The sequence below is a fragment of the Mongoliimonas terrestris genome, from assembly GCF_001927285.1.
GTDB lineage: Bacteria > Pseudomonadota > Alphaproteobacteria > Rhizobiales > Pleomorphomonadaceae > Chthonobacter > Chthonobacter terrestris.
Window position 1 is genome coordinate 17930 of sequence record NZ_MSIG01000023.1, and the last position, 15276, is coordinate 33205.

Sequence of the window (15276 nt, forward strand, 5' to 3'; positions counted from 1 at the left end):
ACACCCGCCGGCTGATGGCCGGCGGGACGGACCAACCGTGGCCGCGGGCGGGCTGACCGCCGCCGCCACGATCGCGAAAAGGTGCCTTCAATGGGGTTCGGACCCTATCTGTTGCTCGCCACCCTGGAAGGCCTGGTGCAGGCGGCGGTGCTCTCGATCACCGCCGCGGGGCTTTCGCTCGTGTTCGGGGTGATGCGGGTGGTCAACGTGGCGCACGGGGAGTTCGTGATGCTGGGCGCGGTGATCGCCTGGTTCACGGCGAGCCTCCTCACCGGGCATCCGGCGATGGGCTTTGCGGCGGCGCTGCTGGTCAGCCCGCTCCTCGTCGGGGCGGTGGCGTTCGCCAGCGAGCGGGTGGTGCTGCGGCGGCTGGACTACAACCCGGAGGCGACGATCGTCGCCACCATCGGGCTCCTCTACATCCTCCAGCAGACCGTGCTCCTGGTCTACGGGCCGGACGCCCGGCCGGTGGATCCGCCCTTCTACTACACCATAAGGTTCCCCTGGTTCGGCTACTCGGCCTACAAGCTGTTCGTGATCGGCGCGGCGATCGTCATCATGGGCGGCATCTGGTTCGTGCTGCAGAAGACGCGGGCGGGCCTCGTGATGCGGGCGGCGCAGTACGACCGGGAGACCGCGCAGGCGTTCGGCATTCCGGTGGACCGGGTGTCCGCCTGGGTGTTCGCCCTCGGCGCCATGCTGGCGGCGATCGCCGGGGTGTTGGTGGTGCCGATCCAGCAGGCGCACTACCTGATGGGCGCCGATCCGCTTCTTCTTTCCTTCATCGTGGTCATCATCGGCGGGCTCGGCAGCATGTCCGGGACCGTGCTCGCCGCCGTGCTGGTGGGGCTTTCCGACGGCATCATCTCGATGATGTTCTCGCCGACCCTCGCCAAGATGGTGTCGACGCTGCTCGTCGCCCTGGTGCTGGTGTTCCGGCCGAACGGCCTTCTCGGGAAGGCCGCGCGATGAGCCGGGCGGCCTTCGCCAGGAATGCCTGGCTCGTTCTCGCCGTGCTGGCGGTGCTCTTTTCGTTGCAGTTCGTGCTGCCGGACTATCAGGTGCTGATGGCGACGCGGATGATGCTGCTCGCGGTGTTCGCGCTCGGCTTCAACGCGCTCCTCGGCTATGTGGGGCTCCTCAGCCTCGGGCACGCGCTGTTCTTTGCGTGCGGGCTCTATGCGTCGGGGCTGACGGTCTACCATTTCGGCTGGGGGCTGCCGGCGGCCTTCGTGTTCGCGGTCGGGGCGTCGGCCGTGCTGGCGCTCCTGATCGGCGCGGTGGCGCTGAGGACCATCCGCGTCTCCTTCATGATCGTGACGCTGATGTTCGCGCAGGTGGGGGCGCTGACGGTGCTCTACTTCGCCGCCTGGACCAACGGGCAGGAGGGCCTGTCGCTGCCGGCGTCGGCCCGGGTGGCGGACCTCGGGGTCGCCACCCTGGACCTCACGGACGCGCTGACGCGCTACAACATCGCCTACGGGCTGCTGGCGGCGAGCCTCTTGATCCTCCTCGTCTATCTCGGCAGCGCGCGCGGGCGGATCGCGACGGCGGTGCGGGACAACGAGGGCCGGACGGAGATGCTGGGCTTCAACGTGTTCGCCGCCAAGCTGGAAATGTTCGTCCTCTCCGGGGCGATGTCGGGCGCGGCGGGGGCGGCCTACGGGCTGCTGTTCGGCTATCTCGGTGCCACCTTCGCGTCGTTCCAGTATTCCATCGAGCCGTTGCTCTTCACGCTCCTCGGCGGGGCCGGGACGCTGCTCGGGCCGCTCGTTGGCGTGCTCTTCATGGTGGGGCTGATCGACAAGCTCTCGGAGCTGACGACCGCCTACCTGCTGGTGATCGGCGTGGTGCTGATCGTGCTCATCCTCTGGTTCCCGAAGGGGATTCTCGGCACCGTGCGCGAGAGGTGGCTGCCATGGCTGATGTGACGCCGCTGCTCGTTGCCACCGGGCTGAAGCGCCACTTCGGCGGCCTGAGGGCCGTGGACGGGGTGGACTTCTCGCTGCCGGCGGGGGAGATCCGGGCCATCATCGGGCCGAACGGGGCGGGCAAGACCACCTTCGTCAGCCTGCTCTCCGGCCGGCTGGAGCCCTCCGAGGGGCGGGTGACGTTCGCCGGGGAGGACGTGACGCGGCTGCCGGCCTATCGTCGGGTGCAGCGGGGCATCGCCTACACGTTCCAGATCACCAACATCTACCTGACGAAATCGGTCGCCGACAACGTGCGGGTGGCGGTGGAGAGCCGGGCGCGGCGGGAGCGGGGCGTCGAGTTCGAGGCGGCGACGCTGGAGGCCTTGCAGGCGGTGGGCCTTGAGGACCGGGCCGAGACGCCGGCCGGCGAACTCGCCTACGGGCACCAGCGGCTCCTGGAGGTCGCCATGGGCCTCGCGCTCCGGCCGAAGCTCCTGATCCTGGACGAGCCGACGCAGGGACTGTCGGACGCGGAGATCCGCGCCTTCATCGCGCTGGTGCGGCGGATCGCCGAGACCGCGACGGTGCTTCTGATCGAGCACAACATGGACGTGGTGATGGCGCTCGCCGACCGGATCACCGTGCTCGCCCGCGGGCAGGTGCTGGCGGAGGGCACGCCGGCGGAAATCCGCGCCAATTCCGAGGTCCAAGCCGCCTATCTGGGGACGCCATGCTGAAGGTCGAAGGCTTCGACACCTACTACGGCCAGAGCCAGGCGCTCCGGAACGTCTCGCTGACGGTGGCGCCGGGGGAGGTGCTCTGCCTGCTCGGCCGCAACGGGGCGGGCAAGACCACGACGCTGAAGTCCATCATGGGGCTGGTGCCGCCGAAGCGCGGGCGGATGTCGCTCGGCGGGGTGGACCTGACCGGCCTTCCGGCCCACCGCATCCCCAAGCACGGGATCGGCTACGTGCCCCAGGGCCGCAGGCTCTTCGCCGAGCACACGGTGCGGGAGAACCTGGAGATCGGCCTGATGGCGCGGGGCACCGGCCGGGAGGCCATGGAACGGGCGCTCGGCTACTTCCCGGCGCTCCGCGAGCGGATGGGCCAGCGGGCGGGGACGCTGTCGGGCGGCGAGCAGAGCATGCTCGCCATGGCCCGCGCGCTCTGCCTGGAGCCCACTATCATGATTCTCGACGAGCCGACCGAAGGCCTGATGCCGAGCATGATCGCCACCATCCGCGACGTGGTGATCCGGCTGCGGGCGGACGACGTGGGCGTGCTCCTGGTGGAGCAGCGGATCGACGCGGTGCTGCCGGTCGCCGACCGGATCGCCTTCATGGACCACGGCGAGATCAAGGCCGAACTCGGCATCGCCGAGGTGCGGGCGGACACGTCCATCCTCAGGACCTATCTCGGCGTCGGCTGAAACGACGATCAGCAAAGGGGTGTGCGCATGCGGATCTGCCTGCCGGCCCTGCTCGCGTCGGCCTTTGCGCTGCTCTTTCCTGCGGCGGCCCTGGCGCATGGGGCCGAGGGCGGCATCGTGCTGTTGCTGCCGACCGGCTATTACATCCTCGGCGCGGCCGCGACGGTGGCGGTGACCTTCCTGTTGATGTCCGCGCTACCCGATCGCCTCGCGCTCGGGCTTCATCGTCGGACGCTGGCGATTGGCCGGGTGCGGCTGCCGTCGGCGGTGGGGCCGAGCCTTCTGTCGGCAGGCGTGCTGATGCTGATGATCGCGGCGGGCTTTTTCGGGAGCCGCGATCCGCTGGACAACCCGCTGCCGGCCTTCGTCTGGACGGTGTGGTGGGTGTGCCTCCTGATCGCCCACGGGCTGTTCGGGCCGCTCTGGACCGCCCTCAACCCGTGGACCGGGCCGGCCGCCGTGATCGGATGGGCGAGCGGCGGGCGGCTGGGGGTTCGGCCGCTGGCGCGGCTGCCGGAGGGGATCGGCTACGGGATCGCGATCCTGCAGTTCTACGGTTTCGCCTGGTTCGAGCTGGTGGACCTCTCGCCGAGCGATCCGGGCCGGCTGGCGGCGGTGGTGCTTGCCTACTGGCTGGCGAACCTCGCCGGCCGGCTCGTCTACGGCGAGGACTGGATGCGGCGCGCGGAGCCGTTCGGCATCCTGTTCGGGCTGATCGGCCGGCTGGCGCCGCTCGCCGTGGTTCGGGCAAAGGACGGGCGGCATGACGTGGGGATGGTCTGGCCGGGCAAGCGCTTGTTCGACCTGCCGCCGCTGCCGGTGAGCGGCGTGCTCTTCGTGCTCCTGGCGCTCTCCACCGTGTCGTTCGACGGCCTGTCGCGCACCTTCGCCTGGCTGTCGGCGGTCGGGGTCAATCCGCTGGAGTTTCCCGGGCGGAGCGCGGTGGTGCTGTCGTCGAGCGCCGGGATTCTGCTCGTGTTCGCGGCCTTCGCCGCGCTCTTCTTCGGCAGCGTGGCGCTCGGCGGGCTGATGGCGGGCGAACGGCGGATCGGCCTGTTGGCAGGGCGGCTCGTCGTCAGCATCGTGCCGATCGCGGTGGTGTTCCAGTTCGCCCACTATCTGACGCTCGTGCTCGTCGAGGGGCAGAACTTTCTGAAGGCCGTGTCGGACCCGTTCGGGCGCGGGTGGGACCTGTTCGGCACGGCGGATCTCCACGTGACCACGTCCTTCCTGGCGGACTTCGACCGGGTGGAGACGATCTACAATGCGCAGACGGCGGCCATCATCATCGGCCATGTGCTGGCGGTGGTGCTGGCCCATGCGCTCCTCGTCGACATGCGGAGGGACGGGCGCGGCGCCTTTCGGCTGGAGCTGCCGTTCGCGGCGCTGATGGTGTTCTACACGGCGTTCGGTCTTTGGCTGCTCTCCACGCCGAGGATTTGACCGTTAGCCGCGTCCGGTCTGCAACGCTGCGGATGGCGCCATCGGCGGCGGCGCGTAGGATGGGAAGATCGGCAAAGGGGCGAGGGGACGCGATGGGGACGTGGACGATGGCTGTGCTCGCCGCGCTGGCCCTGCTCGCGGGTAACCGGATGGGCGGCACGGCGGTGGCGCACGAGTTCGAGCCGCCGGCGGACACGTCCGGCTACGCGGTGCCGTCGATCGACCATGGCGCCATGGCGGCGATCGACGGTTTTCGCGGGCGGATCCTCGCGCTCGCGGCAGCGGTCGAGGCGCCGGACGCGGAGCTTGCGGCGCTCATCCTTCACAACGGGACGCAGCGGGCCAACTGCCTGTGGCTCCTGGTGCCGGGCAGCGTCACGGACGAGGCAAGCCCGCTCAACCTCTGCGCCCACGCGGAGACGGCCGGCCTCAAGGCGATCGTCCAGAAGCTGCGGACGGTGGAGGAGACGCGCGCGGGCGCCGGTGCGCTGATTTCCGATCTCGACCACGCCATGGTGCTCCACGGAACGTCTTTCGCGCTCTGCGAATACAGCGGCGAGGTCTTCAACACCGCCTCGCAGGTGCGGCCGAAGCTTGCGGCGGTTCCGGGCTACCTCTTCGGGAAATTCATGTTCGAACTGGCGCTGATCTTGGGTTTTCTTTTTCTTGCGCTTGCGGGGCTTCGCGCCGTATTTCCGTCGCGTCGGTCCCATGGCGCCGATCGGACCCCGTGCGCGGACGTCCGGTCGGGCGGGGAGGGTGGGATCCGGGGTCGTTGACAGCGAGTTTTAGGTCGTTAGTGTACTAACGAATTGATCGGAAGGATCTGGCATGGACGCGATTGCCGACGCGGCGAGCCGCCCGTCGTTCCCCATCCCCGAGAACGTGTTCGCCGAGCGTGTCGTTTTCGTCAAGCACTACACCAGCCGTCTGTTCCGCTTCCGCATCACGCGGCCGGCGAGCTTCCGGTTCCGCTCCGGCGAGTTCGTGATGATCGGCCTGCCGAACGCCGAGAAGCCGGTGTTTCGGGCCTATTCGATCGCAAGCCCGGCGTGGGACGAGGAGATCGAGTTCTTCTCCATCAAGGTTGAGAACGGGCCGTTGACCGAGCACCTGCAGAAGATCGTGCCGGGCGACATCGTGCTGATGCGCAAGAAGCCGACCGGCACGCTGGTGCTGGACGCGCTGACCCCCGGCAAGCGGCTCTATCTCTTCTGCACCGGCACGGGCGTCGCGCCGTTCGCGAGCGTCATCCGCGACCCGGAGACCTACGAGAAGTTCGAGGAGGTCTATCTCGTCCAGACCTGCCGCGAGGTGGCCGAACTTGCCTATGCGCACGAACTGGTGGACGGGATCATGGAGGATCCGCTGGTGGGCGAGTTCGCCGCCGGCCGGCTCCACCTCTATGCGACGACGACCCGCGAGCCGTCGCCCCGCATGGGCCGCCTGACCGATCTGATGCGCGATGGCAGCCTGTTCGAGGCGCTCGGCGTGCCGCCGATCAATCCGGAGACGGACCGCGCCATGATCTGCGGGTCCATGGCCATGCTCAACGAGACCAAGGCGATCCTGGAAGGGTTTGGCCTGGAGGAGGGCGCCAACAACAAGCCGTCGAGCTTCGTGGTCGAGCGCGCCTTCGTGGGGTGAGTTCCGGGCGGTTGGCTTGGCACGGAAAAGCGCTGTCCGATGGAAAAAGGGCGACCCCTCCCCCGGCCTTTGGCCGGACCCTCCCCGCAAGGGGGAGGGAGGTAGGCTGCCGGCCGTTGTGGTCTTGAGGATCCGGGCTGGGTTCCGCTAACCGCCTTTAGATGAAATGCGCCGTGCATCGGCGCTGGCGGCCTCCACGTCGGTCCATGCCGGCTTGCCGGGAGCGAAGCGGGCGCGGAGGTAGGTGGCGAGGGCGGCGATCTGGCGGTCGGTGAGGCTGGCGGCGAAGGCCGGCATGGACATGACCTCCGCCGGTGAGCCGGGCCGGGCGGCAAGGCTCGCGGGGGCCTCGGCGCCGTGGAGGATGGTCCGGATCAGGTTCGCCGGCCGGTCCGCGTGGAGGGGGCTGTTGAGCGCGAGCGGGGCGAGCGTGCCGTCGGCTTCGTGGCAGGCGGCGCAGGCGCCCTCGAAGAGGCGCGCGCCTTCCGGGGCGACGAGCGCCGCGTCGGCCCTGGCTGCTTCAGAGGCCGCAAGGGCGGCGGTTCGCGCGGCGGCGGCGGCCTCGGGTGTTGCGGTGCCGGGGAAGCTGGCGAGATAGACCGCCATCGCCCGGATGTCGGCGTCCGGCAACGGCGCCAATGATTTGACCACCGCCGCCATTGGGCCGCCGGCGCTGCCGTGGTCGGCCGCGTGGCCGTCGCGGAGATAGGCGTAGAGCGCCGCCTCGGTCCAGCCGACCGGACCCGCCGCCGTGCCGTTGATGGCCGGCGCGTCCCAGCCCTCCGCCGTGCCGCCGGCAAGCCGCGCGGGGCCGGTGCGTTCCGCGCCGAGGGCGTTCCGCTCCGTGTGGCAGGCGGAGCAGTGGCCGAGGCCTTCCACCAGATAGGCGCCGCGATTCCAGGCCTCGCCCTTCAGCGGGTCGACCGCGACCGTGGTGGGGCGGAGGTACAGGGCGTTCCAGGCGGCCATCAGGCCACGGACGGCGAAGGGCGGCTTCAGGGCCGAGACGGGCGCCGGGGCGGCGACGGCGGGGGTCGTCATCAGGTAGGCGTAGAGGTCCTGCAGGTCGCCGTCGTCGACGTTGACGAAGGACGTGTAGGGGTGGACCGGGTAGAGGTGGGCGCCGTCGCGGCGGATGCCCTGGCGCATGGCGCGCTGGAAGGCCGCGAAAGACCAGCCGCCGATACCATTGGTCTCGTCGGGCGTGATGTTGGTGGCCCGGACGGTGCCGAAGGGCGTCTCGAAGGCGCGGCCGCCGGCGAGCGCCACGCCGTCCGGCCCCACGTGACACACGGCGCAGGCGCCGGCCGCGGCCACGAGCCGGCCGCGCTCTACGCTCGCCGGGCTGAACACCGCCGGGTCGGGCCGCTGGATCGGCGCGATCGCCGGCCGGAAGGGGGCGGCGAGGGCGAGGCCGCCCGCGGCGAGGCCGGCGAGGCCGGCGATGCCGACGCCGAGGCCGAACCAGCGCTTCGCCTTCCGCTTCACCGCGGCTCGGTGTTCGATGCGCTGCTCGATCCGCTGCCGGCCTTGCAGGGCGGCGAGGACGCGGTCGGGCGTCAGCGGCAGCTCGCGGAAGCGGAGGCCTGTGGCGTCATAGACCGCGTTGACGATGGCGGCGGCGCTCGGCACGGACGCGCTTTCGCCGACGCCGCGCGGCTCCTCGTCGGGGCGGGGGATGAGGAGGACGTCGATGTCCGGCGTCTCCTCGAAGGTGAGGATGGGATAGCCGCCCCATTCCAGGCTTTCCACGCCGGTGCCGGTGAAGCGCACCTCCTCCTTCAGCACCCGGCTCACCGACTGGATGACGTTGCCGTGGATCTGGTGGCGGACGCCGTCCGGGTTGATCATCAGCCCGCTGTCCTGGCCGACGGTGACGCGCGTGACCGTGACGACACCGGTGCGCCGGTTGACCGCGACGTCCGCCACCCAGGCGGCCCAGGCGGCGGGCGTGCCGGGGAATTTGCCGTGATTGTAGAGCGCATAGGCGAAGCCGCGGCCGTAGAGGAGGTCGCCCTCGCCGCCCTCGGTGCCCCAGGTGGTGCGCAGGCGCCACTTCGCGCGCTCGGCGACGGCGCGGACGAGGTCGACCGCGCGCGGGTCCGTCAGGTAGCGGAGCCGGTATTCGACCGGGTCGACGCCGGCAGCGTTGGCGAGTTCGTCGAAATAGCTCTCGTGGGCGAAGCTGTTGGGCATGGCCGACACGCCGCGGAACCAGGAGGCGCGGGCGAGCGGCGGCATGTCGTGCACGGCGATCCGCATGGGACCGACCGCATAGGGCGGGATGGCGGTGCGGTCGCCCATCTCGGCAACTTCGGGCACCGGCGGCAGCTTGCCGGTAAGGACGAGAGCGAGAGTGGGGGCGAGGTTGGACGGGTAGCGCGTCTCGAAGTCGTAGGCGACCGGGCCGCCGGCAAGATCCAGCCCGCCGCGCACGTCGATCACCTGGGCGGCGCCCTTCGGCTCCCAGCCGTGCTCCTCCTCGCGGGTGAGCTGCACCCGGACCGGCGCGCCGACCGCCCGGGAGAGGAGGGCGGCGTCGGCGGTGACGTCGTCGGCGCAGTTGCGGCCGTAGCAGCCGGCGGCCTCGTGGCGCTCCACCACGATGGCCTCTTCGGGCATGTCGAGGAGGCGGGCGAGGTCGCGGCGCATCCAGTGCGGGTTCTGGGTGCCGGACCAGACGGTGAGGCCGTCCGCCCGCCAGTCGGCGACCGCGCAGGACGGGCCGATGGAGCCGTGCATCTGGTAGGGCCAGACGTAGGTGCGCGGCATGGCGGGCGAGGCGGCGGCGAGCGCGCGCTCCACGTCGCCCTCGTGCTTCAAGACGCGGGTGCGGGCCGGGTTCGCCCGAAGGGCGGCTTCGACATCGTTGAGGTCCGGTCGCGGCGGCTGCGGCTTCCAGGTGACCTTGAGGCGGCGGGCGGCCTCGACGGCCTGCTCCTCTCGCGCGGCGACGACGCCGACGAAGTCGCCGATCGCCACCACGGCGACGAAGCCCGGCAGGTGGGCGACGGAGCTTTCGTCGACCGCAAGAAGGCTGGTGCCGACGCCCTCGCCGTGGTCGTAGCCCACATAGGGCGGGCGGACGACGCGGCCGTGCAGCATGCCGGGGACGCGGACGTCGTGGACGTAGGTCCAGAGGCCGAGGGCCTTCGGGCCGATGTCGGTGCGCGGCTGCGGTGTGCCGACGAGGCGGTAGTCGGCGACCGGCTTGACGGCGATGGCGGGGTCGATTTCCACGCGCGCGTGGCGGCCGCGGACGAGATCGCCGTAGCCGATCGCGGCGGATCCGGCGTGGACGGTTCCACCGTCGACGGTGAGGGCGTCCACCGTCGTGCCGAGACGGTCGGCGGCGCGCGCCAGCAGGTGGCGGCGGGCGGTGGCGGCGGCCTGGCGAAGCGGGATCGCGGTGATCTGGATCGTTTCGCTGGCGATAGTGGGGCCCTGGTCCGGCGCGGCGGAGGTGGTGCCGAGCACCAGGGAGACGCGCTCGAACGGCACGTCCAGCTCTTCCGCCACGATCTGGGCGAGGGCGGTGCGGATGCCGGTGCCGAGGTCCACGTGCCCGTTGAAGGCGATGACGGTGCCGTCGCCGGTGATCGCCAGGTGGATGTCCGGCGCATTGGCGGAACCGGGCCGGAGCACCAGCAGGATGTCGTCGGCCTCCAGGTAGGCGGCGAGGGCTTTCTCGCGGGGCCCGGTCATGAGGACGGCTCCATGCGCGCGGCCTCGGTGGGGGAGACGGCGAGGTCGTCGCGGGCGAGGCGGACGGCGGCGAGGATTTCCATGTGGGTGCCGCAGCGGCAGAGGTGGTGGCGAAGGGCGGCGCGGATCGCCGCCTCGTCGGGCGCCGGGTCGCGGGCGAGGAGCGCGACGGTTGCGATGATCATGCCGTTGAGGCAGTAGCCGCACTGCGCGGCCTGCATGGCCGTGAAGGCGCGCTGCACCGGGTGGGGCTCGCCGTCGGTGGCGAGCCCTTCGAGGGTGGTGACGGTCCGCCCGGCGAGGGTGCCGAGGCGGGTGGTGCAGGCGCGGACGGCGCGGCCGTCGACCAGCACCGCGCAGGCGCCGCATTCGCCGAGGCCGCAGCCGAACTTCGGGCCGTTGAGGCCGCAGTCGTTGCGAAGGACATAGAGGAGGGCGGTGTCGGCCGGCAGCGGGAAGCTCCGCGCCGCGCCGTTGATGGTCAGCGTCACCGGCGGTGTGCTCATCGGCGTTTCGGCCTCGTCGGCGATCACGCGCAGCGGTTCGGCCCGGGTTTCCGGCGCCGGATCGGCGAGCCTGCGACGTTCCCCGCCAGGGTGTTCCCTGATCGACTCTGTAACCCGGATGATAGCAAGGCTTCGTTGGTATGCAAACTATTCCGCGCCGGCGCACCGGGGACGATCGGCCGCGGCGCGCGGGTGCGAAGCGGCGGTCAGCAGATCTTCTTCAGGAGTTCGATCAGCATCAGCCGCTCGCCGGCGGTGAGCGGCGCGAGGGTCTCCTCCGTGATGGCGACGGCGGTGACGATGTTGCGGACCACGGCGGCTTCGCCCTCCGGCGTCAGCGAGAGCACCAGGCGGCGGCCGTCGGTCGGATCGGGGACGGTGCGCACGTGGCCGATCGCCACCAGGCGGTCGACGACGCCCTTGATGGTCGCCACGTCCATGGCGGTCTCGCGGCCGAGCCGGTTCTGGGACGTCGGCTGGATCTCGCGCAGCTTGTTGAGGGCGGACCACTGGGTCGGCGTCAGTCGTTCGGCCATGAGATCGGCGAAGATGGCCATGTGGCGCTGGTTGGCGCGCCGCAGGAAGAAGCCGACCTGCTGGTCCACACGGTAGTCGTCCGGGCCGGCGTCCGGGAGCGGCGCATCCGGGTCGACCTTGTCCTTTCCGGTCATGGCGATCTCCAGGAGGCGGCGTCTGCGTCATCCAAGCCGTAAGCGGGCGCTGTTTGTCAACGCGCATGGGGGCGCAGTCTGCTGCCTTGCGGTGCGGCGGCAGGGCTTGCCGGGGGTGCGGAACGGGGTATCCTCGGACAGAATGCTTGACAGCTGCCGGGGGCGGCGCAATCTTCGTTTGTACACTAACGATCTTGGTTCAGCCGTGCGGACGGGTTGCTCCGCCCAGTCCGAGGCGCCGGGAGCCAGCGATGGTCAAGCAGCAGGTCGAGAGCGTGGTGAACGGCAAGATCCGGTGCGATGCCTGCCCGGTGATGTGCTACATCGCCGACGGCCGCTCCGGTGCCTGCGACCGCTACGCGAACGTCGGCGGAGACCTCGTCCGCGTCGATCCGCTGACCATCATCGAGCAGCAGGTCGCCCATGGGGGCAGCGTCGTGCCGTTCGCGCCCGACGCGGAGGCGGGGGCGTGGGACGGGGATCTGGTCCACGCGCGCACGCCCTTCGTGACCGCCGTCGGTGCCGGCACCACCTACCCGGACTACAAGCCCGCGCCCTTCATCGTGTCGCAGCGCCAGAACGGCGTCGACATGGTCACCGTGGTGACGGAAGGAATATTTTCCTATTGCGGCGTGAAGGTGAAGATCGACACGGACCGTTTCGTCGGGCCGGAGATGGCGGTCGTCCGGGTTGACGACGAGCCGGTCGGGCACGTGACCACCGGCGAATACGGCTCGCAGATGCTGTCGCTCGGCGGCGTCCACCACCTCACCGGCGGCGGCAAGAAGGAGGGGCGGGTCACCTGCGAGGCGCTCCTGAAGCTCTGCAACCGGGAGCGGGTGGAGCTTGCGGTGGAGGGCGGCGCGATGCTGTCGATCCAGGCGGGCCAGCCGCCGGTGATCAACGGGATCGAAGAGACCCGCATGCGGGTCGGCTGCGGGTCGGCGGCGATCGGCATCTTCGCCCGGCAGTGGCGGGACCTGGTCGACGAGGTGGTGGTGGTGGACGACCACATCACCGGGGTGCTGTCGGAGCACCAGGCCGGCAAGCTTCTCGACATTCCGCCGACCGGCATCCGCATCAAGGGGCGGCGCTCCACGCCGGGGCGCTACTTCCAGGTGGCGGAGCCCGGCACCGGCTGGGGCGGCACCAACATCACCGATCCGCTGGCCATCCTCGGCGACTTCGACCCGAAGGTCGCCCGCCCGGGGATGCGGCTTCTGATGGTTTCCACCACGGGCGACCAGTCCGGCTACTACGTGCTCGACGAGGCGCTGCGGCCGGTGCGCCAGCCGGTGCTGCCGGCGGACCTGCAGGCCGCCGTGGACGTGGTGGCGGAGAACTGCGAGCCGGCGATGGTCTCCGTCCTCTTCGTCGGCGGCGCCGGCGGCAGCCTTCGCGCGGGGGTGACGACCAACCCGGTGCGGCTCACCCGGTCGGTGAAGGACGCGCTCACCCACGTCTCCTGCGGCGGCGCGCCGGCCTATGTGTGGCCCGGCGGCGGCATCACCGTCATGGCGGACGTGATGCAGATGCCGACCAACAGCTTCGGCTATGTGCCGACGCCGGCACTGGTGGCGCCGATCGAGTTCACCATGCGCCTCGACGACTACCGCGCGCTCGGCGGCCACATGGAGGCGGTGGTGCCGATCGAGGCGGCGGTGGCGCTCGCCGAGCGCACGATCGCGCCCATCGTGGAGGGCGCCTGGCCGACCGCCGAGCGGAACTTCAAGTGGGGCGCCGGGCGGAGCTGACCGGGACGCGGGCGCCGGGCGCGTTCGGCCGCGCGACCCGGGGAGGGAGGATGGATGCCGGGACCGACAGCCGCCTACCTGGACGGATCGCCCGACGGCCGGCTGCACCTGCAGCACGGCCCGATCGACCTCGTGATCGGCGTCGACGGCGGGCCTTCGCCGGAAGCGGAGCGGCGGCTGCGGGCGACAGCCTTCAGGCTGGCCCACCGGCGGTTCCAGACCGTGCTGGCCGAACTGGTGGAGGAATTGCCGCTCCTGAAGACGGCCATGCGGCCGGGCTTCCCGCAGCCGGCCCGGTCCACGGCGCGGCGAATGGTGGCGGCGGTACGGCCGCTGTCGGAGCGCTTCATCACGCCCATGGCGGCGGTGGCGGGGTCTGTCGCCGACGAGATCCTTTCCGCCATGCTGGCCGGCTTCGACGGGCCGGAGCGGCCCGGCCGCATCGCGGTCAACAACGGCGGCGACATCGCGCTCCACCTCGATGGCGGCCACGTCTACCGGCTCGGCATCCGCGGGCAGGACGGGGCGGACCTCGGCGCCTTCACGGTGCGGGCGGGGGAGGGCATCGGCGGGGTCGCCACTTCCGGGCGCGGCGGGCGGAGCCTTTCCATGGGCATCGCCGACAGCGTCACGGTGCTGGCCGGAAACGCCGCGAGCGCCGACGCGGCGGCGACCCTGATCGCCAACGCGGTCGACCTGCCCGGCCATCCGGCCGTGACGCGGGTGCCGGCAAACCGCCTTGTCGACGACAGCGACCTCGGCGACCGGCTGGTGACCACCGGCTGCGGGCCGTTGACCGACGCCGAGATCGACGACGCCCTAGACCGCGGCGCGGCGTTCGCCGCGGACCTGATCGCGCGCGGCCACATCCGCCGGGCCGCGCTCCACCTTCGGGCGCGCAGCCGGATCGTCGGAGACGGTCCGCGACCCGCCGCCGCGCCCATCCTTTTTCGGGAGTCCTGCCATGCCTGAGCCGAAGATCCGCAAGTTCGTCACCACCGTGGAAGAGATCTTCCACGAGGGCGGCCCGGTGGCGGCGACGCCGCTGAAGCGGGCGTCCGTGGTGGCGGTGATCGAGAACCCGTTCGCCGGCCGCTACCACGCGGAGATCGCCGGCTTCATGAAGGACCTGGAGCCGCTGGGTTTGGAGATGGCCGAGCGGCTGATCCGGGCGCTCGGCGGCGACAAGGCGGCCGTGGAGGGCTACGGCAAGGGGGCGATCGTGGGCCAGGCGGGCGAACTGGAACACGGGGCGCTCTGGCATGTGCCGGGCGGCTACGCCATGCGGGCGGCACTCGGCGAGGCGAAGGCGATCGTGCCGTCCACCAAGAAGGTGGGCGGACCCGGCACGCGGCTCGACGTGCCGGTGACGCACATCAACGCGTCCTACGTGCGCTCGCACTTCGACGCCATGGAGGTGGGCGTGCCGGATGCCCCGCGCGCGAACGAACTGGCGCTCGTGCTGGTGATGACCACCGGCGCCCGCATCCACGCCCGCGTCGGCGGCCTGAAGGCGGACGACATCAAGGGCGAGGACGGCCTCCGGTGACGGCCACCATCCGCAAGCTCGCCGTCGTCGTCGACGAGGTCCACCGGGAGGCGGACCGCCCCGTGCGGCCGCCGATCCGCCGGGCGGCGGCGCTCGCGGTGATCCGCAACCCGTTCGCCGGGCGATACGAGGACGATCTGGCGGCGCTCATCGCCTTGGGGGCGGAACTGGGCGACCTGCTGGCGCAGAGGGCGCTGGCGGCGCTCGGCGGCGCGGTGGTGGAGAGCTACGGCAAGGCGGCGCTGGTCGGCGAAGAGGGCGAGCTGGAGCATGCCGCCGCGCTGCTCCACCCGGCCATGGGCAAGCCGGTGCGGGACGCGATCGGCGGCGGGGCCGCGCTGATCCCGTCGTCCAAGGCGCGGGGCGGACCCGGCGCCATCCTCGACATCCCGCTCGGGCACCGGAACGCCGCCTTCGTCCGCTCCCACTTCGATGGGATGCGGGTGCTCCTCAACGACGCGCCGCGGCCGTGGGAGATCCTGGTGGCGGTTGCGCTCACGGACGGCGGCCGGCCGTTGCCGCGGGTGGGCGGGCTGACGGTGGACGCGGTGGTGGGCAAGGACGGGCTGCGCTGAAAGTGGCCGAGCGGGTCCGAGCCCGCCGTTCCCTTCCTACTCGGGAACGGCCGCGGACAAGCGAGCCGTTCGCCCAAACCGAGA

At 71.2% G+C, this 15276-nt stretch carries 14 protein-coding genes; 11 read left to right on the plus strand and 3 right to left on the minus strand.

The annotated features are described in order from the left end of the window. Positions 1 to 90: 90 nt before the first annotated feature. The 7 genes from BUQ68_RS20765 to BUQ68_RS20795 all read left to right on the plus strand — a co-directional run bounded on the left by BUQ68_RS20765 (position 91) and on the right by BUQ68_RS20795 (position 6432). Positions 91 to 972 carry a branched-chain amino acid ABC transporter permease gene (locus BUQ68_RS20765; protein ID WP_075217946.1) on the plus strand — a complete coding sequence of 294 codons (882 nt, stop codon included), beginning with the start codon at positions 91 to 93 and terminating at the stop codon, positions 970 to 972. Continuing rightward, the gene (locus BUQ68_RS20770; protein ID WP_075217947.1) at positions 969 to 1931 is read left to right on the plus strand and encodes a branched-chain amino acid ABC transporter permease; all 963 of its coding nucleotides are present in this window, start codon (positions 969 to 971) and stop codon (positions 1929 to 1931) included. The genes BUQ68_RS20765 and BUQ68_RS20770 overlap by 4 nt, the downstream gene beginning before the upstream one ends. Next, a complete protein-coding gene (locus BUQ68_RS20775; protein ID WP_075217970.1) occupies positions 1928 to 2650 on the plus strand; it encodes an ABC transporter ATP-binding protein in 723 nt (240 codons plus the stop codon). Before BUQ68_RS20770 ends, BUQ68_RS20775 begins: the two co-directional genes overlap by 4 nt. Beyond that, positions 2644 to 3342, plus strand: a complete 699-nt coding sequence (locus BUQ68_RS20780) for an ABC transporter ATP-binding protein (protein ID WP_075217948.1) — start codon at positions 2644 to 2646, stop codon at positions 3340 to 3342. Before BUQ68_RS20775 ends, BUQ68_RS20780 begins: the two co-directional genes overlap by 7 nt. A 27-nt stretch (positions 3343 to 3369) precedes the next feature. Then, positions 3370 to 4785 carry a hypothetical protein gene (locus BUQ68_RS23920; RefSeq protein WP_075217949.1) on the plus strand — a complete coding sequence of 472 codons (1416 nt, stop codon included), beginning with the start codon at positions 3370 to 3372 and terminating at the stop codon, positions 4783 to 4785. A gap of 107 nt (positions 4786 to 4892) precedes the next feature. Next, a complete protein-coding gene (locus BUQ68_RS20790; RefSeq protein WP_075217950.1) occupies positions 4893 to 5564 on the plus strand; it encodes a hypothetical protein in 672 nt (223 codons plus the stop codon). Positions 5565 to 5616: 52 nt separating this feature from the next. Continuing rightward, entirely contained in the window at positions 5617 to 6432 is an 816-nt protein-coding gene (locus BUQ68_RS20795; RefSeq protein ID WP_075217951.1) for a ferredoxin--NADP reductase, read from the plus strand. A gap of 147 nt (positions 6433 to 6579) precedes the next feature. Here BUQ68_RS20795 and BUQ68_RS20800 read toward each other — a convergent pair whose 3' ends face one another. The 3 genes from BUQ68_RS20800 to BUQ68_RS20810 form a co-directional block, all read right to left on the minus strand. Continuing rightward, the gene (locus BUQ68_RS20800) at positions 6580 to 10137 is read right to left on the minus strand and encodes a molybdopterin cofactor-binding domain-containing protein (RefSeq protein WP_075217952.1); all 3558 of its coding nucleotides are present in this window, start codon (positions 10135 to 10137) and stop codon (positions 6580 to 6582) included. After that, complete coding sequence (locus BUQ68_RS20805; RefSeq protein WP_083656776.1) at positions 10134 to 10643, minus strand: (2Fe-2S)-binding protein; 510 nt, start codon at positions 10641 to 10643, stop codon at positions 10134 to 10136. Before BUQ68_RS20805 ends, BUQ68_RS20800 begins: the two co-directional genes overlap by 4 nt. Positions 10644 to 10849: 206 nt before the next feature. Continuing rightward, positions 10850 to 11314 (minus strand): MarR family winged helix-turn-helix transcriptional regulator, encoded by a 465-nt coding sequence (locus tag BUQ68_RS20810; protein ID WP_075217953.1) that lies wholly within the window; start codon positions 11312 to 11314, stop codon positions 10850 to 10852. 251 nt (positions 11315 to 11565) lie between these two features. On the opposite strand from BUQ68_RS20810, the gene BUQ68_RS20815 reads away from it, so the two are divergent. From BUQ68_RS20815 to BUQ68_RS20830, 4 genes are read left to right on the plus strand one after another with little or no spacing between them, the layout of a single operon-like run. After that, on the plus strand, positions 11566 to 13068 hold the full coding sequence (locus BUQ68_RS20815; protein ID WP_075217954.1) for a 6-hydroxynicotinate reductase: 1503 nt from the start codon (positions 11566 to 11568) through the stop codon (positions 13066 to 13068). A gap of 54 nt (positions 13069 to 13122) precedes the next feature. Next, positions 13123 to 14040 carry a UPF0280 family protein gene (locus BUQ68_RS20820; protein WP_075217955.1) on the plus strand — a complete coding sequence of 306 codons (918 nt, stop codon included), beginning with the start codon at positions 13123 to 13125 and terminating at the stop codon, positions 14038 to 14040. After that, positions 14033 to 14617 carry an amino acid synthesis family protein gene (locus tag BUQ68_RS20825; RefSeq protein ID WP_075217956.1) on the plus strand — a complete coding sequence of 195 codons (585 nt, stop codon included), beginning with the start codon at positions 14033 to 14035 and terminating at the stop codon, positions 14615 to 14617. Before BUQ68_RS20820 ends, BUQ68_RS20825 begins: the two co-directional genes overlap by 8 nt. After that, on the plus strand, positions 14614 to 15192 hold the full coding sequence (locus BUQ68_RS20830; protein ID WP_075217957.1) for an amino acid synthesis family protein: 579 nt from the start codon (positions 14614 to 14616) through the stop codon (positions 15190 to 15192). The genes BUQ68_RS20825 and BUQ68_RS20830 overlap by 4 nt, the downstream gene beginning before the upstream one ends. Positions 15193 to 15276 lie beyond the last annotated feature (84 nt).